This window comes from Lelliottia jeotgali (assembly GCF_977070485.1).
Window position 1 is genome coordinate 162,344 of record NZ_CDRVFO010000012.1, and the last position, 23,642, is coordinate 185,985.

Below are 23,642 nucleotides of genomic sequence, written 5' to 3' on the forward strand. Positions count from 1 at the left end.
CCCTACTCCACAAAATCTGGTCGCTCAGGTGCTAATTCCTGTCGCCAGAGTGCGATTTTCCACCTTGCCGCCAGCGTAGCGTATTCACACGGTCCGCAGAGGCCGCCCTCAATAACAATATGCACTGCCGATGGAGAGCCACCATGCACAGCTTGATCCGCCGCAGCCTGTTGTCACTTGCCCTGAGCAGCATCGTTGCCACACCGCTTTTCGCCGCAGAACCTGCGGCCTGCAAGAACGTGCGCCTTGGCGTGGTCAACTGGACCGACGTCATCGCCACCAGCGCCATGGCGCAAGTGTTGCTCGACGGCCTGGGTTACCAGACCAAACAGACCAGCGCCTCGCAGCAGATCATCTTTGCCGGCATCCGCGACAAGCGCCTGGACATGTTCCTGGGTTACTGGAACCCGATCATGACCCAGACCATCACACCGTTCATCGATGCCCAGCAGGTCAAGGTGCTCGACAAACCGAGCCTGGAAGATGCCCGGGCCACCTTGGCCGTACCCAAGTACCTGGCCGACAAAGGCCTGAAGAGCTTCGCAGATATCCACAAGTTCGAGAAAGAGCTGGGCGGCAAGATCTATGGCATCGAGCCCGGGTCCGGCGCCAACACTCAGATCAAGGCGATGATCGCCAAGAACCAGTTCGGCCTGGGCAAGTTCCAGCTGGTCGAGTCCAGCGAGGCCGGCATGCTCGCCGCAGTCGACCGCGCCGTGCGCCGCAAGCAGGCCGTGGTGTTCTTCGGCTGGGCGCCGCACCCGATGAACGTGAACATCGACATGGTCTACCTGAGCGACAGCCAGGATGCCCTGGGCCCTGACGAAGGCCGCGCCACGGTGTGGACCGTCACCGCGCCGGACTACGCCCAACGCTGCCCCAACGCCCATCGCCTGCTGGCCAACCTGAAATTCAGCGCCGAAGACGAGAGCCGCATGATGCAGCCGCTGCTTGACCACAAGGACGCGCTGGAGTCGGCCCGCCAATGGCTCAAGGACCACCCCGAGGACAAGACGCGCTGGCTTGAAGGGGTAACCACCTTCGATGGCAAGCCCGCAGCGGACAACCTCAAGCTCACCGCCAACTGACAGGGCCTCATCGCCTGTAGGAGCGGCCTTGCGTCGCGAAAGGGCCGCGACGCGGCCCCAGGATCTGTGCGCGCTGCACAAACCCAAGGGCCGCTATGCGCCCCCTTCGCGACACAAGGCCGCTCCTACGCCGATTGGGCCACCACAACCCTGACAAGGAACCACCATGAACCACGACGTCATCATCACCTGCGCCCTCACCGGTGCCGGCGACACAGTCGCCAAGAGCCACCTGGTCCCGGTCACTCCCAAGCAGATCGCCGAAGCCGCCGTAGAGGCCGCCAAAGCCGGCGCCACCGTGGTCCACTGCCACGTCCGCGACCCGCAAACCGGCCGTTTCAGCCGCGACGTGAACCTGTACCGCGAGGTCATGGAACGCATCCGCGAAGCCGATGTGGACATCATCGTCAACCTCACCGCCGGCATGGGCGGCGACCTGGAAATCGGCCCGGGCGAGTCGCCCATGGAGTTTGGCCCCGGCACCGACCTGATCGGCCCGCTGGAGCGCCTGGCCCACATCGAAGCACTGCTGCCGGAAATCTGCACGCTCGATTGCGGCACCCTCAACTTCGGCGACGGCAACGCCATCTACGTCTCCACACCGGCGCAATTGCGCGCCGGCGCCAAACGCATCACCGAACTGGGCGTAAAAGCCGAACTGGAAATCTTCGACACCGGCCACCTGTGGTTCGCCAAGCAGATGATCAAGGAAGGCCTATTGCATGACCCGCTGTTCCAGCTGTGCCTGGGCATACCGTGGGGCGCACCGGCCGATACCACAACCATGAAAGCCATGGTCGACAATTTGCCTGCCGACGTCACCTGGGCCGGCTTCGGCATCGGCCGCATGCAGATGCCCATGGCGGCACAGGCGGTGCTGCTGGGCGGCAACGTACGGGTGGGCCTTGAGGACAATCTCTACCTGGACAAAGGCGTGTTGGCCAGCAATGGCCAACTGGTGGAGCGCGCGAGCGAAATCATCACCCGCATGGGTGGCCGCATCCTCACCCCGGCAGAAGGCCGGGAAAAAATGAACCTCAAACGCCGCTGATACCCCGGAGTCCGATATGCCTTTCATCACCGAGATCAAGACCTTCGCCGCCCTGGGTAGTGGCGTGATCGGCAGCGGCTGGGTTGCCCGCGCCCTGGCCCACGGCCTGGACGTGGTCGCCTGGGACCCGGCCCCCGGCGCCGAGCAGGCGCTGCGCAAGCGCATCGCCAACGCCTGGCCGGCACTGGAAAAACAGGGACTGGCACCTGGCGCGGCGCAAGACCGCTTGAAGTTCGTCGCCACCATCGAGGAATGCGTGCGCGACGCTGACTTCATCCAGGAAAGCGCGCCAGAGCGGCTGGACCTCAAGCTCGATCTGCACGCCAAAGTCAGCGCCGCAGCCAAGCCTGATGCAATCATCGGTTCCAGCACATCTGGCCTGCTCCCCAGCGAGTTCTACGAATCGGCTACCCACCCCGAACGCTGCGTGGTCGGCCACCCGTTCAACCCGGTTTACCTGCTGCCGCTGGTGGAGATCGTGGGCGGCAACCGTACCGCGCCTGAAGCCATCGAGGCGGCGAAAACAATTTACACCGCACTGGGCATGCGCCCACTGCACGTACGCAAGGAAGTGCCGGGCTTCATCGCCGACCGCCTGCTCGAAGCGCTGTGGCGCGAGGCGCTGCACCTGGTCAACGACGGTGTGGCCACCACGGGCGAAATCGATGATGCCATCCGCTTCGGCGCAGGCCTGCGCTGGTCGTTCATGGGCACGTTCCTGACCTACACCCTGGCCGGTGGCGATGCTGGCATGCGCCACTTCATGTCGCAGTTCGGCCCGGCGCTGAAACTGCCCTGGACCTACCTGCCGGCGCCAGAGCTTACCGACAAGCTGATCGATGATGTGGTGGCCGGCACGGCCGAGCAGTTGGGCGAGCGCAGCATCGCCGCGCTGGAGCGCTATCGTGATGACACCTTGCTGGCGGTGCTGGAAGCGGTGAAAACCAGCAAGGCCAGCCACGGCATGTCGTTCAGCGACTGAGGAGACCACGATGCCCGCACTGATCACCTACCGCACCCCAGTCCAGGAGGACTGGGTCGATTACAACGGGCACCTGCGCGATGCCTATTACCTGCTGATCTTCAGCTACGCCACCGATGCGCTGATGGAGCGCATCGGGCTGGATGCCGACGCCCGAGGGCAAAGTGGGCATTCATTGTTCACACTCGAAGCGCATATCAATTACCTGCATGAGGTCAAGCTGGGTACCGAAGTATGGGTACAGACGCAAATCATCGGGTTCGATAAAAAGCGCCTGCACCTGTATCACAGCTTGCATCGCGAGGGGTTTGAAGAGGTTTTGGCAGCCAGTGAGCAGATGCTTTTGCATGTTGATCTGGCAGGACCGAGGTCGGCTGCGTTCGGCGAAGGGAGTGTGACGCGCCTGCAATCGCTGGTGGCCGGACAGGAAGACCTGCCATCACCAGCGTTCACTGGGCGCATCATGCAACTTCCGGCCTGACCTGGTTACCTGTACTGGTCGGTGCCGCTGGCAGTCGCTTTGATGAACTCAACCTGGGTAATCTTTTTGCTCAGGTTGCCTCCGTGGGGCGTCAAAACCAGTCCTACAGGAACGTCATGGGCGAAACCCGTGAGGGTCGGAATGTCGAAACTGCCACCGTATGTTTGGCTTGTATAGGTATGCCAAGCCGACGTGTTGCCTATCCGCAAGGTATGACCTAATCCAAAATTTGTAACCCGCACCGACCAGACCTTGGTTTTCCATGCTGCGCCACAGGCGTCCTCGATCAAGGTCGTGCGGGCATCTTCAGCGAGGTCGAACGTGCATGTGTCGCCCTGCATGTTGATGTTGTCGAAGACAGTTACCTGCACCGCGGGCATCGGCGGATAGAAATTTTCTATTTCTTCACGACGCTCGTTAAAGCGCCGAGCAACATCGTGATGCTCGAAAGTACCGATCCTGACGCCTTGATAAAACAGGTTCGGATTAGAGAAATAGGGGATTGCGTAGGCGGTCGTTATCATGATCGTGTGGAATTTTGGATCGGCATGCTCATATCCATGGTTATATCCGGCATTCGGGTTTCCATTCCAACCATGTGCCGCCCCCAGGTTATGGCCATACTCATGACCGAGGGAGGGATAGTTTCCAACAATTGAATAAACGGCGCCGGAAGCCTCCCCCCCTGTACCAGGCCATGACGTATAGAGGGTGACCAAATCAGCGTAAAGCTCCGCTCGCCGCTGCAAAACCTGAGTATTCAGTTCACGGCCTGCAGTTCTGAAATCTTGAAACTGCTCAACGCCGGTCTTGCCACATTCGCAATAATCGACATCGTTGAATCCGGCGACTTCGAACGTAACAGGAACTTGCGAGTTGATCATGTACTGATTCGCTGTCTGCAGTGCCAGCAAAAGCTGTTGCCGGTAGGTTGGCCTGCGTTCACGTACCTCGTTGGTGCTGCTAAAAAGTACACGAATCGTACTGTGCGCCGAATGCGGCACCTGGCCAGCGGCAGCTTTCAGGCTCCGGACATCCGGATCCGACGTGGCGGCCGCCTCCGCCGGCAGCTTCGACGCATCTTCTTTAATCAGGACATGCTGCCCGGCCCCTATGTACTCCAACCGATAGTGCTGCCCATCGACATACATGCTGCCCACCAGTTGATCGCCTTTGCGCACCAGGGAAATCCAGGTGAAGGGGTCAAAGTCGACCTCCGAGACAGAGCGCGGTTTCTGGTCGGGGTTCCTCAGCGCATCCCCTACCCAACCCTCCATGCCAAGTGCCGGCGGATCTGCTCGTTTCAACTTGAAGGCTACCGTCTCGTCACTGTTCAACGGCACCGACAGCGTCTGGGTATCGGCGGTAACCAAAGAAGCATTGACCGTTACCACCTGTACTTGCTCAGACGCCGGATCATTGATCAATGTGTTGAGGTAAGGATAAATACCTGGCGCTTGCTCAAGTACTTGCAGATCACTTTTTTTATTCAGTTCGAAAAGCTGGGGCGCCTGGGTATCGGCAGTCATAGCCGGGTGTGAGGATGAAGTGCAGCCGCCCACAACGACGCCACCCAACACCATTAAACCGACCGCCCAACAACGTATTTTCATGATGCCGCCTCATTATCAGAGTTGGGATCATTAGGAGTGAACGGGCCACGCGCGACAACTGGCAGAACTAACAGGTCGCGGATAAAAAATAACCCCGGTAAGCCGTGAGCTACCGGGGCCAAGAGCGAGCAACATCCACTGTACGTGAGTGAGGGTGACCAACCCTCCGGTGCCGTGAATGACTGCAGTGTGCGGCCTTCCCTGCCCCTGGATTTAGCCGTATACGACCTGTTCTTAGCCAAAGCAGCCATGGCGACATTCAGCCCTTGCGGGCATGTCGTCATGGACACAGAATCGGTCGTAAATCACAGCAGCACTCTCTTAGCGATAAAAGGGACAACAGCCATGATGCATGCGGATTTGATTGATCAGGACGACCTGGCAGGCCACCTGCGAGCGCGCGGGTTCGAGATTCCGGCGGGTGCCAGTGCCGAGCAGGCTTGCGAAGCGGTCGTGCGTGGGCTGACCGAGCCTAATGCGCGGGCGCTCAAGGGCATGGTCGAGCAGATGTACACGGGCAGTGCGACGATTCTGCCGGCGGTGCGCCAAGCGATCGACAAGCAGTTGCTGCCGGCACTTGCGAGTTTCAACAAGCGCGCCTGATCGCGTATTTCTGTATTGGCCTCATCGCCGGCAAGCCGGCTCCCACAGGTTCCACACCGCTCTCAGGCCTGGTGGCGAATCTGTGGGAGCCGGCTTGCCGGCGATTGGGCTGCAAAGCAGCCCCTGGGCGTCAGAGCCTCACACTGGCAAAGGTCGACTCGTTACGCGCCTGGCTCAGTGCAGCCATCGGCCCACTGTGCGGGGACAGGGTCATGGCTTGCGGAATAGGCATCATTGCCACTTGCTGTGCGGTGTTTGAACCTACTCGTTCATCACGCGGCGGTATGCCGAAGTACTCGCGGTAGCACTTGGAGAAGTGCGGGGTGGACACGAAGCCGCACACCGAGGCCACTTCGATGATCGACATCGGCGTCTGCTTCAGCAGCTGCCGCGCGCGAATCAGGCGCAGCTTGAGGTAATAGCGCGACGGCGAACAATGCAGGTACTTCTGGAACAGGCGCTCAAGCTGGCGACGCGACACGGCCACGTACACGGCCAGTTCGTCGAGGTCGATCGGCTCTTCCAGGTTGGCCTCCATCAGCGCGACGATTTCCTGCAGCTTCGGCTGGTTGGTGCCCAGCATGTGCTTGAGCGGCACGCGCTGGTGGTCCTGCTCGTTGCGAATGCGCTCGTAGACGAACATCTCAGAGATCGCCGCAGACAGTTCACGGCCATGATCGCGGCTGATCAGGTGCAGCATCATGTCCAGCGGCGCAGTGCCGCCAGAGCTGGTGAAACGGTTGCGGTCGAGGGTGAACAGGCGAGTGCTCATGTTTGCCCGCGGAAACGCCTCCTGCATCGCCGCCAGGCATTCCCAGTGCACGCTGCAGTCGAAGCCATCGAGCAAGCCGGCACAGGCCAGCGCCCAGCTGCCGGTACACACAGCGCCCAAACGGCGCGACTGACGGGCCTGGGCCTGCAGCCAGGTGACATGCTCACGGGTGACCGAACGCTGGATACCGACGCCACCGCAGACGATCACGGTGTCGATGGGAGGAGCGTTGGCGATGGCGGCGTCCGGGGTGATCTGCAAGCCATCGCTGGCCCAGACCTGGCCGCCATCGACGGTCAGCGTGTGCCAGCGATACAGCTCACGGCCCGAAAGCTGGTTGGCCATGCGCAGCGGCTCGACGGCCGATGCCAGGGAAATCAGGGTGAAGTTGTCCAGTAGGAGAAACCCGATGGACTGGGGTGCTGTGCGGTTCTGGGTTGGATTCCCGGAGGTGTACGACGTCATCGCGATTTCTCCTCACACAAAAACAGGGTGTGCCTCAGGCGGGCACTGATTTTTTGTCATGGCCCCAATTCATTTGCAGGGGCTTTACCAATCTCAACGCAAGGGCCGTGCCTGAAATTGAACGGCTATCCAAAAAAACCCAAAAACGACGCCTTTTTTCAGCAATTCGGGCTCGGCAATCGGGTTGTGGAACAAACCAAAACCGGCGGGCCAGCGCCTTTGCGTGTCACTTATGAGCAATTTGGTGACACGCTCAAGGCAGGTTGCCCAGAAACGACACTGTTTAGTGTCACCGACAATGGCCACACTGATCGCGACACCCGACGATCGGCTGATGCGAAGACGCCCCAAAACGGGGCGTCCTGACGAGCGTAGCGCATAGTCAGCGCGTCAACATTCGATGGCGCTGACCGCCAGGCCGCCGCGCGAGGTTTCTTTATACTTGTCATGCATGTCGGCGCCGGTGTCGCGCATGGTACGGATCACCTGGTCCAGGGAAATGAAGTGCTCGCCATCACCGCGCAGGGCCATCTGTACAGCGTTGATGGCTTTTACTGCCGCAATGGCATTACGCTCGATACACGGCACCTGCACCAGGCCACCGACCGGGTCGCAGGTCAGGCCCAGGTTGTGCTCAAGAGCGATCTCGGCGGCGTTCTCCACCTGCGGCGGGGTCGCCCCCAGCACTTCGGCAAGGCCCGCCGCCGCCATGGCGCACGCTGAACCGACTTCACCTTGGCAACCCACTTCGGCACCTGAAATCGATGCGTTCTTTTTGCAAAGGATGCCCACTGCGGCGGCGGCCAGGAAGAAGTCGACCACGTTGGACTCGTCGACCGCATCGCTGAACCGCATGTAGTAGTGCAGCACCGCCGGGATGATGCCTGCCGCGCCATTGGTGGGCGCAGTGACCATGCGCCCGCCCGCGGCGTTCTCTTCGTTGACCGCCAGGGCGAACAGGTTGACCCACTCCATGGCACTCATGGTCGAGCCGATCACGTTGGGCTTGCCGATCTCCTGCAGGCTGCGGTGCAGCCTGGCGGCGCGGCGGCGCACGTTCAGCCCGCCGGGCAGCGTACCTTCATGCTTGAGACCGTTGTGCACACATTCCTGCATGGCTTGCCAGAGCGTGTGCAGGCCGGCGCGGATCTCTTGCTCGCTGCGCCAGACCTTCTCGTTGGCCATCATCAATTGCGACACACTGAGGTCGTTTTGCTTGCACAGGCGCAGCAGCTCTGCGGCACTGTTGAAATCGTACGGCAGCACCGTCTGGTCGGCATCCAGCACACCACTGGCGGCCTGGGCGGCGTCGACCACGAAACCACCACCCACCGAGTAGTAGGTGTCACGGTGCAGCTCGCCCTGCTCGCCTTCGGCGATCAGGGTCATGGCATTAGGGTGGTACGGGAGGTTCTCGTCCAGCAGCAGCATGTCGCGGGCCCAGACGAATTCGATGGGCAACCGGTTATCCAGCTTCAGGGTGTTGGTTTCGCGCAGGTCGGCGATGCGTGGGATGATCTGGGCCGGGTCGATGGCGTCCGGCCATTCGCCCATCAGGCCCATGATGGTGGCGTGGTCGGAGCCGTGGCCAATACCGGTGGCCGACAGCGAACCGTACAACCGCACCTGCACCCTTTTCACCTGCTCCAGCTCGCCGCGCTCACGCAGGCCTTGGACAAACAGGGCGCCCGCACGCATGGGGCCGACGGTATGGGAGCTGGAGGGCCCGACTCCGATCTTGAACAGGTCGAACACGCTGATGGCCATTGTCGCTACACCTCTTGCTGGGCTTGTCTCTGCGCGCCATGCGCAGGGCGGGGCAACTGCTAGGCTGAAGCTGCGAGCCGCCACGAATGCACGCATCATCGGGCTTTTACGCCCCCCCTCGCCGTCTGCAACCGACGTACTTTTGTCCAGCAGCGCCGCGCTGTTTCACCTGCATGTGCGCCGCTTTCGGGCGCTCTGATGACGGAAAAATACGCAGGCAAGGGAGGAAAAAGCCATATGCGACATCGCCAGTACTCAAAGCGACCCGTTCCGTACTGGTTACGACCCCACCAGTAGGCGATTGCCCGGCGCTGGTGGATTATCAAAAGCGACTCGTATTGCACGGCCTCGCATCCTGCCCTCTGCAGGCCTGGTTGACCGGACCCTGAGAAAGCCCGGCAGCCCTCGCGAACCCGAAGATAAAATCACAGGAGTCCATCCATGAAAGGTTCACCCTCGCTGTTGCTGGCCGCGTTGCTGTCCGCCCCCTTGCTGGCCCAGGCCGCAGAACCCGAGCAGTGTCAGACGGTACGTTTTTCTGATGTCGGCTGGACCGACATCACGGTAACCACCGCGACCACCAGCGTTGTGCTCGAAGCACTGGGTTACAAGACTCACACCACCATGATCTCGGTACCGGTGACCTACAAGTCGCTGGCCACCGGCAAGGACCTGGACGTGTTTCTCGGCAACTGGATGCCGACCATGGAGAACGACATCAAGCAGTACCGTGACGCCGGCACTGTCGAAACCGTGCGCGCCAACCTGGAAAACGCCAAGTACACCTTGGCCGTGCCCCAGTCGCTGTACGACAAGGGCCTCAAGGACTTTGCCGACATTCCCAAATTCAAGAAGGAACTGGACGGCAAGATCTACGGCATCGAACCCGGCAATGACGGCAACCGCACCATCCAGAGCATGATCGACAAGAACGCCTTCGGCCTGAAGGACGCCGGTTTCAAGATCGTGCAGTCCAGTGAAGCCGGCATGCTGTCCCAGGTCGACAGGGCGCAGAAGCGCGGTGACGCGATCGTGTTCCTCGGCTGGGAGCCTCACCCGATGAACACCCGCTTCAAGATGCAGTACCTGACCGGCGGGGACGACTTTTTCGGCCCCGAATTGGGCAAGGCAACCGTGCTGACCAATACCCGCAAGGGCTATGTGCAGGAGTGCAGCAACGTAGGCCAACTGCTCAAGAACCTGTCGTTCGAGCTCAAGGATGAAAGCACCATGATGGGCTATGTCCTGGACGACAAGATGAAACCCGAGGCAGCTGCCAAGAAGTGGCTCAAGGACAACCCAGGCAAGCTGGACGCCTGGCTCGCCGGGGTGACCACCGTGGACGGCAAACCCGGCCTCGAGGCAGCCAAAGCCAAACTGACGCAATAACGCAAGACGCCAAGGCAACACCGCGGGGCGGGACCGTGCTCGCCCCGGACTGATTTCAATCTTTGCAGGTGGAAGCTCGCTATCATGCTTATCGATCAGAAAATACCCCTGGGTCAGTACATCGCGTCATTCGTCGAATGGCTGACCCAGAATGGCGCCGATTACTTCGACGCCATCGCCCAAGGCCTGGAATTCATGATCCATGGCGTCACCAGCACCCTGACCTGGTTCAACCCGTTCGTCCTCATCGCCCTGTTCGCCGCCCTCGCGCACTTGATCCAGCGCAAATGGGCACTGACTGTGTTCGTCGCCCTCTCCTTTCTGCTGATCCTCAACCTGGGGTACTGGCAGGAGACCATGGAAACCCTGGCGCAAGTCACCTTTGCCACCGTGGTCTGTGTGGCCATCGGCGTGCCGCTGGGTATCGTCGCCGCGCACAAACCGATGTTCTACACCGCGATGCGCCCGGTGCTCGACCTGATGCAGACGGTACCGACCTTCGTTTACCTGATCCCTACCCTGACACTGTTCGGCCTGGGCGTGGTGCCTGGGCTGATCTCCACGGTGGTGTTCGCCATCGCCGCACCGATTCGCCTGACCTACCTGGGCATCTGCGACGTGCCGCAGGAGCTGCTGGACGCCGGCAAGGCCTTCGGCTGCTCACGACGCCAGTTGCTGACCCGCATCGAACTGCCCCACGCGATGCCCAGCATCGCCGCCGGTGTTACCCAGTGCATCATGCTGTCGCTGTCGATGGTGGTGATCGCGGCCCTGGTGGGCGCCGACGGCCTGGGCAAACCCGTGGTCAACGCACTGAACACCGCTGATATTTCCCTGGGCTTTGAAGCGGGCCTGGCGATCGTACTGCTGGCCATCATGCTCGACCGTATCTGCAAGCAACCGGAAGTCACGGTAAGGGGTGAAGCATGAGCATCATTCGTTTCGAAGACGTCGACGTCATCTTCTCCAACAAGCCGCGGGAAGCGCTGGCATTGCTCGATCAGGGCAAAACCCGCGAGCAGATCCTCAAGCAGACCGGCCTGGTGGTGGGTGTCGAAAAGGCCAACCTGGATATCAACAAGGGCGAGATCTGCGTGCTGATGGGCTTGTCCGGTTCGGGCAAGTCGAGCCTGCTGCGCTGCATCAACGGCCTGAACACCGTCAGCCGCGGCAAGCTGTTCGTCGAGCACGAAGGCAAGCACATCGACATCGCTCACTGCACCCCGGCGGAGCTCAAGATGATGCGCACCAAGCGCATCGCCATGGTCTTCCAGAAGTTCGCCCTGATGCCCTGGCTGACGGTGCGCGAGAACATCAGCTTTGGCCTGGAAATGCAGGGCCGCCCTGAAAAGGAACGGCGCAAGCTGGTGGACGAGAAGCTCGAGCTGGTGGGCTTGACCCAATGGCGCAACAAGAAGCCGGACGAACTCTCCGGCGGCATGCAGCAGCGCGTGGGCCTGGCCAGGGCGCTGGCCATGGACGCCGACATCCTGCTGATGGATGAACCGTTCTCGGCCCTCGACCCGCTAATCCGCCAGGGCTTGCAGGACGAGTTGCTGGAGCTGCAGCGCAAGCTCAACAAGACCATCGTGTTCGTCAGCCACGACCTGGACGAAGCGCTCAAGCTGGGCAGCCGCATCGCCATCATGAAGGACGGGCGGATCATCCAGTACAGCAAGCCCGAGGAGATCGTGCTCAACCCGGCGGACGAGTATGTGCGCACCTTCGTGGCCCACACCAACCCGCTGAACGTGCTGTGCGGCCGCAGCCTGATGCGCACCCTGGACAACTGCAAGCGGATCAACGGTTCGGTGTGCCTGGACCCAGGCATCGACTCGTGGCTGGACCTGGGCGAAGGGGGCTCGCTCAAGCGTGCACGCCAAGGGCAGAACGGGCTGGACCTGCAGAACTGGGCGCCAGGGGAAGATGTCGAGTTGCTGGAACGCCGGCCTACGCTGGTCAACGCCGATATCGGCATGCGCGAGGCGCTGCAGATCCGTTACCAGACAGGCAACAAGCTGGTGCTGCAGGATAACGACAAGGTGGTGGGGATACTTGGGGATACCGAGCTCTACCACGCGTTGCTTGGCAAGAACCACGGGTGATGCAACCGGGGCCGCTGTGCGGCCCTTTCGCGACACAAGGCCGCTCCTACAAAAGCGTATCTGTAGGAGCGGCCTTGTGTCGCGAAAGGAGGGCAAAGCCCTCCCAACAATCCATCAGCGAACGACGATACCGCGTGCAGCCATATAGGCCTTGGCCTCCGGCACCGTGTACTCACCGAAGTGGAAGATGCTCGCCGCCAGCACCGCGCTGGCATGCCCTTCCAGAATCCCGTCAGCCAGGTGCTGCAGGTTACCCACACCACCCGAAGCGATCACCGGAATCCCCAGCGCATCGCTGATGGCGCGGGTCACACCCAGGTCAAAACCGTTCTTCATGCCGTCCTGGTCCATGCTGGTCAGCAGGATCTCACCGGCACCCAGGCCTTCCATCTTCTTCGCCCACTCGACGGCGTCCAGCCCGGTCGGCTTGCGCCCGCCATGGGTGAAGATTTCCCAGCGCGGCGCTTCACCGGGCGCAGACACCTTCTTGGCATCGATGGCCACCACGATGCACTGCGAACCGAAACGGTCGGCAGCCTCACCCACAAACTCTGGGTTGAACACCGCGGCGGTGTTGATCGAAACCTTGTCGGCACCGGCATTGAGCAGGTTGCGGATGTCCTGCACGGTACGCACGCCACCGCCCACGGTCAGCGGGATGAACACCTGGCTGGCCATGCGCTCGACGGTATGCAAGGTGGTGTCGCGGCCATCGACGCTGGCAGTGATGTCGAGGAAGGTGATTTCATCGGCACCCTGCTCGTTGTAGCGACGGGCAATTTCCACCGGGTCGCCGGCATCACGAATGTTCTCGAACTTGACGCCCTTGACCACCCGGCCGTTGTCCACGTCCAGGCAAGGGATGATGCGCTTGGCCAGTGCCATGGTTCAGTCCTCAGCCTTTATAGTTGTCGCAGAAGGCCTGGGCCTCGGCGACATCGAGGGTGCCTTCGTAGATGGCACGGCCAGTGATTGCACCGACGATGCCTGGGGCCTTGGCGTCCAGCAGGGTCTTGATGTCACCCAGGTTGTGGATGCCGCCCGAGGCGATCACCGGGATCGAGGTGGCCGCTGCCAGCGCCGCGGTGAATGGCACGTTGCAGCCCTGCATCATGCCGTCCTTGGCGATGTCGGTGTAGACGATCGCCGAGACGCCATCGGCCTCGAAGCGCTTGGCCAGGTCGATGACCTGCACCGAGCTCACTTCAGCCCAGCCGTCGGTGGCGACGAAACCGTCCTTGGCGTCCAGGCCGACGATGACCTTGCCGGGGAAGGCTTTGCAGGCTTCGGCGACGAACTCAGGCTGCTTGACCGCCTTGGTGCCAATGATCACGTAACTGACGCCAGCCTTGACGTAGTGCTCGATGGTTTCCAGCGAACGGATGCCGCCGCCGATCTGGATCGGCAGGTTCGGGTAACGCTTGGCGATGGCAGTGACCACCTCACCGTTGACCGGCTGGCCTTCGAAGGCGCCGTTGAGGTCGACCAGGTGCAGGCGACGGCAACCACCCTCGACCCACTTGGCGGCCATGCTCACCGGGTCGTCGGAAAATACCGTGGAGTCTTCCATACGGCCCTGGCGCAGGCGCACGCAGGCACCGTCCTTCAGATCGATAGCGGGGATAATCAGCATGCTCTTTCCTTCGTCAATTCAAGCGGCAAGCTGCAAGCGACAAGCTGCAAGCATGCGCGTCGTGTTTTCGATGGCGGTCCAGCTTTGGCTTACAGCTTGAGGCTTGAAGCTTTCAGCTTTTTTCCAACGCCCACAGGTCGCTTTCGATGCTCTCGAACCGCTCCTTGAGGTGCAGCTGAACATCGGCAATCGCCCTGTTGTAGTAATGGGGTGCAATCTCTTTGCTGAACACGTCGAGGACCTCAGCCACCTCGAACGACCCCAGCTGCAACTCGAAGCGGTCTTCGAGGAAGCGCTTGAGGGTGTCGAGCGCTTCGCGCTCCTGCTCGGGGGCCAGGGTGATGACGGGGGCCTTGGTCTTCGACCTGCTCATTTACCAGCGCCCGTCCCAGGCGACGAAGTTCTGCAGCAGTTGCAGGCCATGGGTATGGCTCTTCTCCGGGTGGAACTGCACGGCAAAGCGCGAGCCCTCGGCCAGCGCGGCAGCGAAGTCGACGCCATAATGGCCGCGGCCGACCACCTGGCCCGGCTTGCCGGCATTGATGTAGTAGCTGTGCACAAAATAGAAGCGCGCACGATCAGAGATGTCGTGCCACAGCGGGTGGTCGACGGCCTGGGTGACTTCGTTCCAGCCCATGTGCGGCACTTTCAGGTGCTCACCACCTTCCTGCAGGTCTTTACCAAAAAAGCGCACCTGGCCAGGGAACAGGCCGATGCAGTCGACACCGTCGTTTTCTTCGCTGTGGTCCAGCAGGGCCTGCATGCCGACACAGATGCCCAGGAACGGGCGGTCCTGGCTGACTTCACGCACCAGGCTGTCGAAGCCCAGGCGGCGGATTTCGGCCATGCAGTCGCGAATCGCGCCCACGCCCGGGAACACCACACGGTCAGCCTCGCGAATCACCGCAGCATCGCTGGTGACCAGCACCTTGCCGGCGCCGACATGCTCGAGCGCCTTGGCTACCGAGTGCAGGTTGCCCATGCCATAGTCGATTACGGCTACCGTCTGCATTTACAGGCATCCTTTGGTGGATGGCATCTGCCCGGCCATGCGCTCGTCCTGGGTCACGGCCATGCGCAGGGCACGACCAAAGGCCTTGAACACGGTTTCGATCTGGTGGTGGGTGTTGTGGCCACGCAGGTTATCGATATGCAGGCTAACCAAGGCGTGGTTGACGAAGCCCTGGAAGAACTCCTGGAACAGGTCGACATCGAAGCCGCCAACGGTGGCGCGGGTGTACGGCACGTGCATCTGCAGGCCTGGGCGGCCGGAGAAGTCGATGACCACACGCGACAGCGCTTCGTCCAGCGGCACATAGGCATGGCCGTAACGGAAGATGCCTTTCTTGTCACCGATGGCCTGGGCGAATGCCTGGCCCAGCGTGATACCGACGTCTTCGACGGTATGGTGATCGTCGATATGCAGGTCACCCTTGCACTCGATATCCAGATCGATCAGCCCGTGTCGGGCAATCTGGTCGAGCATGTGTTCAAGGAAAGGCACGCCGATATCGAATCGGGCCTTGCCACTGCCATCGAGGTTGATCGAGCACTTGACCTGGGTTTCCAGGGTATTGCGCTCGACGGAAGCCTTACGTTCGACCATCACCAGCTCCGCAAAATCATTGGGCGAAAAGGGCTCCATTATAGGCCCAGAACGCTCAAGCTTGGAACGCGGATGACATATGGCATTGCAAGGGGCTGCTCTGCAGCCCTATCGCCGGCAAGCCGGCCCCCAGAAGCCTCCCCAAAACTCATGCTTGGTGGAGCAACCTGCAGGAGCCGGCTTGCCGCGATGAGGCCATCACAGCCAGCCAGTCAGCTGGCTGTCATGCACCTCAGTGGAACAGCACCGCCGTCTTCTGCAGGGTAATCCAAACCCCCCAGGCCAGCGGAATCACCACCACTGCCCAGGCGATCAGCACCAGCGGCAGGCTGCCAGGCGCAGCATGCCACTCCAGCGAACGCGCGCCGTCGGCACCTTTGTCGTGGCTCAGGGCACGCTCGGCCGCAAGCTCGGCATCGCTCATGAAGTGCTTGTCGGCCACCGGGCGCACCAACAGGTTGCAGACGAAGCCCAGCACCAGCAGGCCAGCAAGGATGTACAGGGTCATGTCATAAGCCGCCGCACGCTCCACACCCGCCGCCAGCTGGTACTCACGCAGGTAAGTGATCAGCACCGGGCCCAGCACACCGGCAGCGGCCCAGGCCGTCAACAGCCGACCGTGGATGGCACCGACCATCTGCGTACCGAACAGGTCGGCCAGGTAGGCCGGCACCGTGGCGAAACCACCGCCGTACATGGACAGGATGATGCAGAACGCCGCCACGAACAGTGCCACATTGCCCAGGTGACCCATGTTCGGCACCAGGCTGTAGAGGCCCACACCCAAGGCGAAGAAGGCGAAGTAGGTGTTCTTGCGGCCGATGTAGTCCGAGAACGATGCCCAGAAGAACCGCCCGCCGATGTTGAACAGGCTCAGCAGGCCGGTGAAACCAGCGGCAATGGCGGCAATCTGCGCCAATTGTGCAGCGTTCAGCTCGCTGAAGCTCAGCTCGTTGCCCAGCAGCTTGCCGGCGAACACCTCCTGCAGCAGCGGCGACGCCATGCCCAGGATGCCGATGCCTGCAGAAACGTTCAGGCACAGCACCAGCCAGATCAGCGCGAATTGGGGGGTTTTCCAGGCAACGCTGACGTGCACGTGACGGTCGGTGACCATCGCATTGGCTTTCTTCACCGGCGCGGTCCAGCCTTCAGGCTTCCAGCCGGTCGGCGGCACGCGGTACGCCAGGGCGCCAGCGGTCATGAACACGAAGTAGATCGCCGCCATCACCACGAAGCTCTGCCACACACCCACTTCATGCTCATTGCCGAAGTGCCCCATCAGCGCAGTGGCCAACGGTGCACCGACCATGGCGCCGCCGCCAAAGCCCATGATCGCCATGCCAGTGGCCATGCCGCGCTTGTCCGGGAACCACTTGATCAGGGTCGAAACCGGCGAGATGTAGCCCAGGCCCAGGCCAATACCGCCGATCACGCCGGAGCCCAGCCACATCAGCCATAGCTGATGGGTCTTCACGCCAATTGCCGAAATCAGCATGCCGCCGCACCAGCACAGGGCCGACACCAGGCCAGCCTTACGCGGCCCAGCGTGTTCCAGCCAACCGCCCAGCACCGCCGCCGAGCAACCGAGGAACACGAAGAACAGGGTGTAGATCCAGCTCAGCATGGAAATGGGCCAGTCGCACTCGGCGCTGAACATGCGGGCAATGAAGCCCATGTCCGCCGAGCACGCTACCGGGGCCGTAATGCCGATGGCTTGGGAAAGCGGCAGCCAGAAGACGGAAAAACCGTAGGCCATGCCGATGCACAGGTGGATGGCCAACGCGGCCGGGGGTACCAGCCAGCGGTTGAAGCCCGGGCGGGCGATGATGCGCTCCTTCGACAGGAAACTTGGCGCGCTGGCCACTGCTCCTGCCGTGATACTGCTGTTCATGGATGTGATCCTTATGTAGGTAGACGATGCGTGCGCATTGAATGCCCGGCTCTTCTGGTTGCACGTAAGGCTCGGCCGTTTCAGGGCAACGTCCCGCGACAATACGTCGCGGCCGCTTCGCAGGCGGCGAAAGAGTACCAGTTCGCCTATGACATGAAAGCAATCTGATATCGTTATTTTTTGCTCGGCTGAATCGGTATTGCTGCCAGGTCAGCAAAAAGGAACTGCCCAAACCACAACTGTCGAAAGCCACAACACCTGATCAATTGGTAGGAAATGCTCTGTATCTCTTGTCGAATACTCTGGGCATACCACTGCGGCGCTATACTCTGGCGCTTGAAAATCAAATACGGACTACAAGGACTCGCCCATGAAAGCGTTCGGCAAACTCCTGGGACTGGGGCTTCTCGGGTTGCTGCTGATCATCGTGGCGCTGGGCTTCGCCCTGACCCACCTCTTCGATCCCAACGACTATAAAGACGAGATCCGCCAGTTGGCGCGCGACAAAGCCCACGTCGAGCTGACCCTCAATGGCGACATCGGCTGGAGCCTGTTCCCGTGGCTGGGCCTGGAGCTTCACGAAGCCAGCATCGCCACCCTGAACAAGCCCAAGGAACCGTTCGCCGACCTGCAGATGCTTGGCCTGTCGGTACGCGTGCTGCCCTTGCTGCGCCGTGAAGTGCAGATGAGCGATGTGCGCGTCGAAGGCCTGAACCTGACCCTGAACCGTGATGAACAGGGCCATGGCAACTGGGAAGACATCGGCAAGCCGCTGCCTGCGCAAACCGACCCAACTGCCAGTGCACCTGCGCCTGCCGAACAGCCCAGCGCACCTGCAGAGGCCAGCAGCGAACGTTCGGTCAAGCTCGACATCGACAGCCTGACCGTGAACAACGCCCGTGTGCACTACACCGATGCCAAGACCGGCCAGAGCTACACCGCCGAAAGCATCCAGCTGAGCACCGGCCCGGTCCACGAGGGCGCGAACATCCCGCTCAAGGCCAGCGCCTTCCTCAGCGCCAGCCAGCCGAACATCAAGGCACGCACCGAACTTGCCGGCGAACTGCGCTTTGACCGCAAGCTCAAGCGCTACAACTTCGAGGACATGCGCCTGTCCGGCGAAACCTCGGGCGAGCCTCTGGCCGGCAAAACCATGACCTTCGCGGCCCAAGGTCAGCTGTTGGTCGACATGGCAGCCAACGTCGCCTCCTGGAACGGCCTGAAAATCTCGGCCAACCAGCTGCGCGCCCTTGGCGAGCTGAACCTGCGCGACCTGGACAAGACGCCGCAGCTCAGCGGTGGGCTGTCCATCGCCCAGTTCGACCTGCGCACCTTCCTCGATGGCGTCGGCCATCCGCTGCCGGCCACCAACGACCCCGCCGCCTTCAACAAGCTGGAGCTGGTCAGCCGCCTGCAGGGCACGCCAAGCAGCCTGGCCCTGGAAGACCTCGCCGTAAAACTCGACGACAGCACCTTCAGCGGCCGCGTTGCCGTCGAGGACTTTGCCAAGCAAGCCCTGCGCGTGCAGCTCAAGGCCGACAAGTTCGACGCCGACCGCTACATGCCGGCCAAGAGCGAAGCAGCCAAGGGTGCCACCGCAGCGCGCCAGAACGAGGTCAAGCAACAGGAAGCCAGCGCCATCGCCGGTGCCGGCAGTTCGCCGCTGCCAAACGCGCCCACCCAGGTAGCCTGGAGCAACGACAAGCTGCTGCCGGTGGACCGCCTTCGCACCCTCGACCTGCTGGCAGACCTGGCCTTCGGTTCGTTGACCTTGGACAAGCTGCCGATCAGCGACGCGCAGCTGCAAGCGAACGGCCAGGGCGGCCTGATTACCTTGCAGACCCTGCGCGGTGGCCTCTACAACGGCAGCTTCGAAGCCAAGGGCACCGTAGATGTGCGCCCAGCCGTGCCGCAGATCGGCGTCAATACCAAGATCAACCGGGTGCCGGTGGAGCACTTCATCAAGGCTGAAGACAAAGACCAGGCACCGCCGGTCAAAGGCCTGCTGACCCTGACCAGCGACCTGACAGCCACCGGTAACAGCCAGAAGGCACTGGTGGACACCCTCAACGGCAACGCAAACTTCACCATCAACGACGGCGTGCTGGTCAACGCCAACCTGGAACAGCAGCTCTGCCAGGCCATCGCCACCCTCAACCGCAAGACGCTCAGCGGCGAACCACGCGGCAAGGACACGCCGTTCGAAGAACTGCGCGGCAGCCTGGTGGTGCGCAACGGCGTGGCCAGCAACCCGGACCTCAAGGCGCGCATCCCAGGCCTCACCGTCAACGGCCACGGCGACCTCGACCTGCGCGTGCTGGGCATGGACTACAACGTCGGCGTAATCGTCGAAGGTGACCAGCGTGCCATGCCCGACCCGGCCTGCCAGGTCAACGAGCGTTACGTCGGCGTCGAACTGCCGCTGCGTTGCCGTGGCCCGCTGGAGCTTGGCGCCAAGGCCTGCCGCCTGGACCAGGACGGCCTGGGCAAGGTTGCCGCCAAACTGGCCGGCAACCGCCTCAAAGACAAGATCGATGAAAAGCTCGATGAAAAACTCGGAGACAAAGTGAGCCCAGAATTGAAAGACGCGCTCAAGGGGCTGTTCAAGCGATGAGCCCTGCGCAGTTCTCCAGCGCCGTGCTGGACTGGTACGACCAGCACGGCCGACACGACCTGCCCTGGCAACAGGGCATCAACCCTTACCGGGTGTGGGTGTCGGAAATCATGCTGCAACAGACCCAGGTCAGCACCGTGCTGAACTACTTCGACCGCTTCATGCAGGCCCTGCCCACTGTGCAGGCGCTGGCCGAGGCCCCGGAGGACGAGGTGCTGCACCTGTGGACCGGCCTGGGTTACTACACCCGTGCACGCAACCTGCAGAAGGCCGCCAGGATCGTCGTCGAGCAACACGGCGGCGAGTTCCCGCGCAGTGTCGAACAGCTTACCGAGCTGCCAGGTATAGGCCGCTCCACGGCCGGTGCCATTGCCAGCATCAGCATGGGTATCCGTGCGCCGATCCTGGACGGCAACGTCAAACGCGTGCTGGCCCGCTTTACCGCCCAGGCCGGCTACCCGGGCGAGCCGAAGGTGGCCAATGCCCTGTGGGCCACTGCCGAGCGCTTTACCCCGCAACAACGCGCCAACCACTATACCCAGGCGATGATGGACCTGGGCGCCACGCTGTGCACCCGCAGCAAGCCGAGTTGCCTGTTGTGCCCCGTGCGCAGCGGCTGCGAAGCGCACCTGCACGGCGAAGAAACGCGTTACCCCGAGCCCAAACCGCGCAAGGCCCTGCCCCAGCGGCGCACCCTGATGCCGTTGTTGGCCAACCATGAAGGCGCGATCCTGCTTTACCGCCGCCCGTCCAGTGGCCTTTGGGGTGGCCTGTGGAGCCTGCCCGAGCTGGACGCCATCGAGCAGCTCGATGACCTGGCCTACCAGCATGGCCTGCGCCTGGCCGAAAGCCGCGCGCTGGACGGCCTGACCCATACCTTCAGCCATTTCCAGCTGGCGATCGAGCCTTGGCTGGTGCGTGTCGACCCGGTCGGCCAGCACGTGGCCGAGGCCGACTGGCTCTGGTATAACCTCGCCACCCCGCCGCGCCTGGGCCTCGCTGCCCCGGTCAAAAAGCTGCTCAAACGCGCGGCCGACGAACTGATTGCAGGAGATGCCCGATGACCCGCACCGTGATGTGCCGCAAATACAAAGAACAACTGCCAGGCCTGGAGCGCCCGCCTTACCCCGGCGCCAAGGGCCAGGACATCTTCGAGCACATCTCGCAGCAAGCCTGGGCCGACTGGCAGAAGCACCAGACCATGCTGATCAACGAGAAGCGCCTGAACATGATGAACGCCGAGGACCGCAAGTTCCTTCAGGGCGAGATGGACAAGTTTTTCGCCGGCGAAGAGTACGCGCAGGCGGAAGGTTACGTTCCACCGGCCGAATGACCCCAAAAATCGTAAGCGACGGAATTAATTTAAAATTTTTTCAAAAAGTCGTTGACGAGCGGTCTGGAAATCTATTTAATTCACCTCGTCGCCCAGATAGCTCAGTCGGTAGAGCAGAGGATTGAAAATCCTCGTGTCGGCGGTTCGACTCCGTCTCTGGGCACCACCTTCAGCTTCTGGTGGTTGCAAAGTTACCCGAAGCGACAACAAGAAACCCGCCTAGTGCGGGTTTTTTGTTGTCTGGGATTTCTCATCCTGTTATGCCTACCCCGTATAGTTGACCCGCATCAACTAACCCCCTCTCGCTCAAACCCACAATTGCAGGCGAACATTCGAATCGACCTCGCAAGGACCTCCATGAGCGAAGAATCCCCCCTACTGCTCCCCGCCCCCGCCGAACCGACGCCCAGCACCACACCAAAGCCTCGAGCCCGCCGCGCCCGTCAGCGCAAACCTGAGCCATCCATCACCCAGGTCAGCCAGGAGCCCGCAGCACTGGAAGTGGCCAGTGCGCCGAAAGGCAGCAACGAGGACAGCACCTCTGCCCGCCTGCCGGCGAGCTACCCCTACCCGACCCGCATGCGCCGCCAGGAATACGAGAAGGCCAAGCACGCGCTGCAGATCGAGCTGCTGAAGGTACAAAGCTGGGTCAAGGACACTGGCCAGCGCGTGGTAGTGCTGTTCGAAGGGCGAGATGCGGCAGGCAAGGGTGGCACCATCAAGCGCTTCATGGAGCACCTGAACCCGCGGGGTGCGCGCATCGTTGCGCTGGAGAAGCCTTCCGAGCAGGAAAAGGGCCAGTGGTATTTCCAGCGCTATATCCAGCACCTGCCCACGGCCGGTGAAATGGTGTTCTTCGACCGCTCCTGGTACAACCGCGCCGGGGTCGAGAAGGTGATGGAGTTCTGCACACCGCTGCAGTACCTGGAGTTCATGCGCCAGGCGCCGGACCTTGAGCGCATGCTGTGCAACAGCGGCATCCTGTTGTTCAAGTACTGGTTCTCGGTGAACCGTGAAGAGCAGTTGCGCCGCTTCATCTCGCGCCGGGACGACCCGCTCAAGCACTGGAAGCTCTCGCCCATCGACATCAAGTCGCTGGATAAATGGGAGGACTACACCGCCGCCAAGGAGGCGATGTTCTTCCATACCGACACTGGCGATGCACCGTGGACGGTGATCAAGTCCGATGACAAGAAGCGCGCACGGATCAACTGCATCCGGCATTTCCTGCATTCGCTGGATTACCCGGGCAAGGACCCAAGCGTGGCGTTCGCGCCGGATGACTTGCTGGTTGGCCGGGCTTCGCGCGGGTTCGAGGAGGATGAAGGGCCTGCGCTCGACAGTTGAAGGCCGGGGCCTACAAGGGGTGCTCCGGTCTTCCGGGCGCCAGCAACGCTTGGGTTTGCTCGGCAAGTACGATTCAATACGCACATTTTCGCCCCCAAGGATTTCCAGCCCCATGGCCACCAATACCAAGCAACAGAAACGCGCCAAACGCGCCGCCAGCAAAGCCAAGCAAAACCGCATGGTACGCAGTGGCCAGGCAGTGAAAGCCAGCGCCGGTGACAGCGCCAGCATCGAGCAGGTGTTCAACAAGGCCATGGAGACCGACAGCTATAAAGAGCTGTTCGTGAAGATGAAGGCCGCCCAGGAGACCAGCCTGGTCTCGATGATCTCGGTGTTCCTGGTCGACCCGCTGCTGGCACTGGTGCTCAAGGGCCACAAGGAAGAGCACGCCACCGACTACATCGTGCTGGTGTTCAACGCCTACCGCACCTGGCTCGATGGCGCCGACGAAGACACCACCATGGCCTGGCTGGAAAGCGACGAGTTCCAGGAAGCCTACATCGCCGCTTCCGAACTGGTGGCCAAGCAGCAACAGCAGCAGAAACAGTTCGGCTGAATGCTCACCGGCCCTATCGCCGGCAAGCCGGCTCCCACTGGGTTTGCGCTGAGCTTGAGAGCAGCGGGGTACCTGTGGGAGATTCTATGGTTGTAAACAACGGTCTTTAGGCCGTTCTGCTTACGTATTCCTCCTTGTTCTTCATCAGGGCAAATGCAACCCGGGCGAGCTTGCGCGACAAGATCACCAGCGCTTCAGTCGTGGCCTTCCCCTTGTTTCGATAGTGTTCGTACGTCTCTTTCCAGGCCGCCGAGCGGCTGGCTGACATAGAGGCGTTATGCAGCAATCGGCGAATTTCCGGGCAACCTCGCTTCGTTAAACGACGTAGTCCCGTCTTCTGCCCGGA

General features: G+C 61.7%; 23 protein-coding genes and 1 tRNA gene. 14 read left to right on the forward strand and 10 right to left on the reverse strand.

All coding sequences use genetic code 11. The features are described from left to right. Positions 1-143: 143 nt before the first annotated feature. From choX (ACW4TB_RS18750) to ACW4TB_RS18765, 4 genes are all read left to right on the forward strand, one after another. On the forward strand, positions 144-1,088 hold the full coding sequence (choX, locus tag ACW4TB_RS18750) for a choline ABC transporter substrate-binding protein (protein ID WP_279933696.1): 945 nt from the start codon (positions 144-146) through the stop codon (positions 1,086-1,088). A 166-nt stretch (positions 1,089-1,254) separates the two neighbouring features. Then, positions 1,255-2,139, forward strand: coding sequence for a BKACE family enzyme (locus tag ACW4TB_RS18755; RefSeq protein WP_161871646.1), 885 nt, complete (start codon positions 1,255-1,257; stop codon positions 2,137-2,139). 16 nt (positions 2,140-2,155) lie between these two features. Continuing rightward, on the forward strand, positions 2,156-3,121 hold the full coding sequence (locus ACW4TB_RS18760) for an L-carnitine dehydrogenase (protein WP_012316663.1): 966 nt from the start codon (positions 2,156-2,158) through the stop codon (positions 3,119-3,121). Between the two features lie 10 nt (positions 3,122-3,131). Further along, complete coding sequence (locus ACW4TB_RS18765; RefSeq protein ID WP_012316664.1) at positions 3,132-3,602, forward strand: thioesterase family protein; 471 nt, start codon at positions 3,132-3,134, stop codon at positions 3,600-3,602. Positions 3,603-3,607: 5 nt separating this feature from the next. Here ACW4TB_RS18765 and ACW4TB_RS18770 read toward each other — a convergent pair whose 3' ends face one another. After that, positions 3,608-5,215, reverse strand: a complete 1,608-nt coding sequence (locus ACW4TB_RS18770; protein WP_279933695.1) for a reprolysin-like metallopeptidase — start codon at positions 5,213-5,215, stop codon at positions 3,608-3,610. Positions 5,216-5,560: 345 nt separating this feature from the next. Between ACW4TB_RS18770 and ACW4TB_RS18775 the strand changes: the two genes are divergently transcribed. Next, positions 5,561-5,818, forward strand: a complete 258-nt coding sequence (locus ACW4TB_RS18775) for a hypothetical protein (RefSeq protein ID WP_012316666.1) — start codon at positions 5,561-5,563, stop codon at positions 5,816-5,818. Between the two features lie 130 nt (positions 5,819-5,948). Here the strand turns inward: ACW4TB_RS18775 and gbdR are convergent, their stop codons facing one another. Then, positions 5,949-7,055: a choline metabolism transcriptional regulator GbdR gene (gene gbdR, locus ACW4TB_RS18780; protein ID WP_012316667.1), complete on the reverse strand. Its 1,107-nt coding sequence runs from the start codon at positions 7,053-7,055 to the stop codon at positions 5,949-5,951. A 390-nt stretch (positions 7,056-7,445) separates the two neighbouring features. Next, entirely contained in the window at positions 7,446-8,822 is a 1,377-nt protein-coding gene (locus ACW4TB_RS18785) for an L-serine ammonia-lyase (protein WP_012316668.1), read from the reverse strand. Between the two features lie 441 nt (positions 8,823-9,263). Here ACW4TB_RS18785 and choX (ACW4TB_RS18790) point away from each other — a divergent pair, with 441 nt between their 5' ends. The 3 genes from choX (ACW4TB_RS18790) (at position 9,264) to choV (ending at position 12,316) form a co-directional block, all read left to right on the forward strand. Continuing rightward, the gene (gene choX, locus ACW4TB_RS18790) at positions 9,264-10,211 is read left to right on the forward strand and encodes a choline ABC transporter substrate-binding protein (RefSeq protein ID WP_012316669.1); all 948 of its coding nucleotides are present in this window, start codon (positions 9,264-9,266) and stop codon (positions 10,209-10,211) included. 84 nt (positions 10,212-10,295) lie between these two features. Further along, positions 10,296-11,141 carry a choline ABC transporter permease subunit gene (gene choW / locus ACW4TB_RS18795; protein ID WP_012316670.1) on the forward strand — a complete coding sequence of 282 codons (846 nt, stop codon included), beginning with the start codon at positions 10,296-10,298 and terminating at the stop codon, positions 11,139-11,141. Beyond that, entirely contained in the window at positions 11,138-12,316 is a 1,179-nt protein-coding gene (gene choV / locus ACW4TB_RS18800) for a choline ABC transporter ATP-binding protein (protein ID WP_012316671.1), read from the forward strand. Before choW ends, choV begins: the two co-directional genes overlap by 4 nt. 114 nt (positions 12,317-12,430) lie before the next feature. On the opposite strand, the gene hisF is transcribed toward choV, so the two are convergent. From hisF to ACW4TB_RS18830, 6 genes are all read right to left on the reverse strand, one after another. Then, positions 12,431-13,201, reverse strand: coding sequence for an imidazole glycerol phosphate synthase subunit HisF (gene hisF, locus ACW4TB_RS18805; protein ID WP_012316672.1), 771 nt, complete (start codon positions 13,199-13,201; stop codon positions 12,431-12,433). Between the two features lie 10 nt (positions 13,202-13,211). Continuing rightward, a complete protein-coding gene (hisA, locus tag ACW4TB_RS18810; protein WP_012316673.1) occupies positions 13,212-13,949 on the reverse strand; it encodes a 1-(5-phosphoribosyl)-5-[(5-phosphoribosylamino)methylideneamino]imidazole-4-carboxamide isomerase in 738 nt (245 codons plus the stop codon). A gap of 112 nt (positions 13,950-14,061) precedes the next feature. After that, positions 14,062-14,322, reverse strand: a complete 261-nt coding sequence (locus ACW4TB_RS18815; RefSeq protein WP_012316674.1) for a DUF2164 domain-containing protein — start codon at positions 14,320-14,322, stop codon at positions 14,062-14,064. Then, a complete protein-coding gene (hisH, locus tag ACW4TB_RS18820) occupies positions 14,323-14,961 on the reverse strand; it encodes an imidazole glycerol phosphate synthase subunit HisH (RefSeq protein WP_012316675.1) in 639 nt (212 codons plus the stop codon). Then, positions 14,962-15,555 carry an imidazoleglycerol-phosphate dehydratase HisB gene (hisB, locus tag ACW4TB_RS18825; RefSeq protein ID WP_115275448.1) on the reverse strand — a complete coding sequence of 198 codons (594 nt, stop codon included), beginning with the start codon at positions 15,553-15,555 and terminating at the stop codon, positions 14,962-14,964. It lies immediately after the preceding gene. A gap of 232 nt (positions 15,556-15,787) precedes the next feature. Then, on the reverse strand, positions 15,788-17,455 hold the full coding sequence (locus tag ACW4TB_RS18830) for an OFA family MFS transporter (RefSeq protein ID WP_455843047.1): 1,668 nt from the start codon (positions 17,453-17,455) through the stop codon (positions 15,788-15,790). A gap of 361 nt (positions 17,456-17,816) precedes the next feature. Here ACW4TB_RS18830 and ACW4TB_RS18835 point away from each other — a divergent pair, with 361 nt between their 5' ends. From ACW4TB_RS18835 to ACW4TB_RS18860, 6 genes are all read left to right on the forward strand, one after another. Continuing rightward, a complete protein-coding gene (locus ACW4TB_RS18835) occupies positions 17,817-20,060 on the forward strand; it encodes an AsmA family protein (protein WP_279933694.1) in 2,244 nt (747 codons plus the stop codon). Beyond that, entirely contained in the window at positions 20,057-21,124 is a 1,068-nt protein-coding gene (gene mutY / locus ACW4TB_RS18840) for an A/G-specific adenine glycosylase (RefSeq protein ID WP_119687916.1), read from the forward strand. The genes ACW4TB_RS18835 and mutY overlap by 4 nt, the downstream gene beginning before the upstream one ends. Next, the gene (locus ACW4TB_RS18845; RefSeq protein WP_039603029.1) at positions 21,121-21,393 is read left to right on the forward strand and encodes an oxidative damage protection protein; all 273 of its coding nucleotides are present in this window, start codon (positions 21,121-21,123) and stop codon (positions 21,391-21,393) included. Before mutY ends, ACW4TB_RS18845 begins: the two co-directional genes overlap by 4 nt. A 90-nt stretch (positions 21,394-21,483) precedes the next feature. Then, a tRNA-Phe gene (locus ACW4TB_RS18850) sits at positions 21,484-21,559 on the forward strand. Between the two features lie 191 nt (positions 21,560-21,750). Continuing rightward, a complete protein-coding gene (gene ppk2, locus ACW4TB_RS18855; RefSeq protein ID WP_279933693.1) occupies positions 21,751-22,740 on the forward strand; it encodes a polyphosphate kinase 2 in 990 nt (329 codons plus the stop codon). 112 nt (positions 22,741-22,852) lie between these two features. Then, complete coding sequence (locus ACW4TB_RS18860; protein ID WP_039603031.1) at positions 22,853-23,296, forward strand: hypothetical protein; 444 nt, start codon at positions 22,853-22,855, stop codon at positions 23,294-23,296. 106 nt (positions 23,297-23,402) lie between these two features. Here ACW4TB_RS18860 and ACW4TB_RS18865 read toward each other — a convergent pair. Beyond that, positions 23,403-23,642 (reverse strand): transposase (locus tag ACW4TB_RS18865; protein WP_455843044.1); only part of this gene is annotated, 240 nt, incomplete at its 5' end.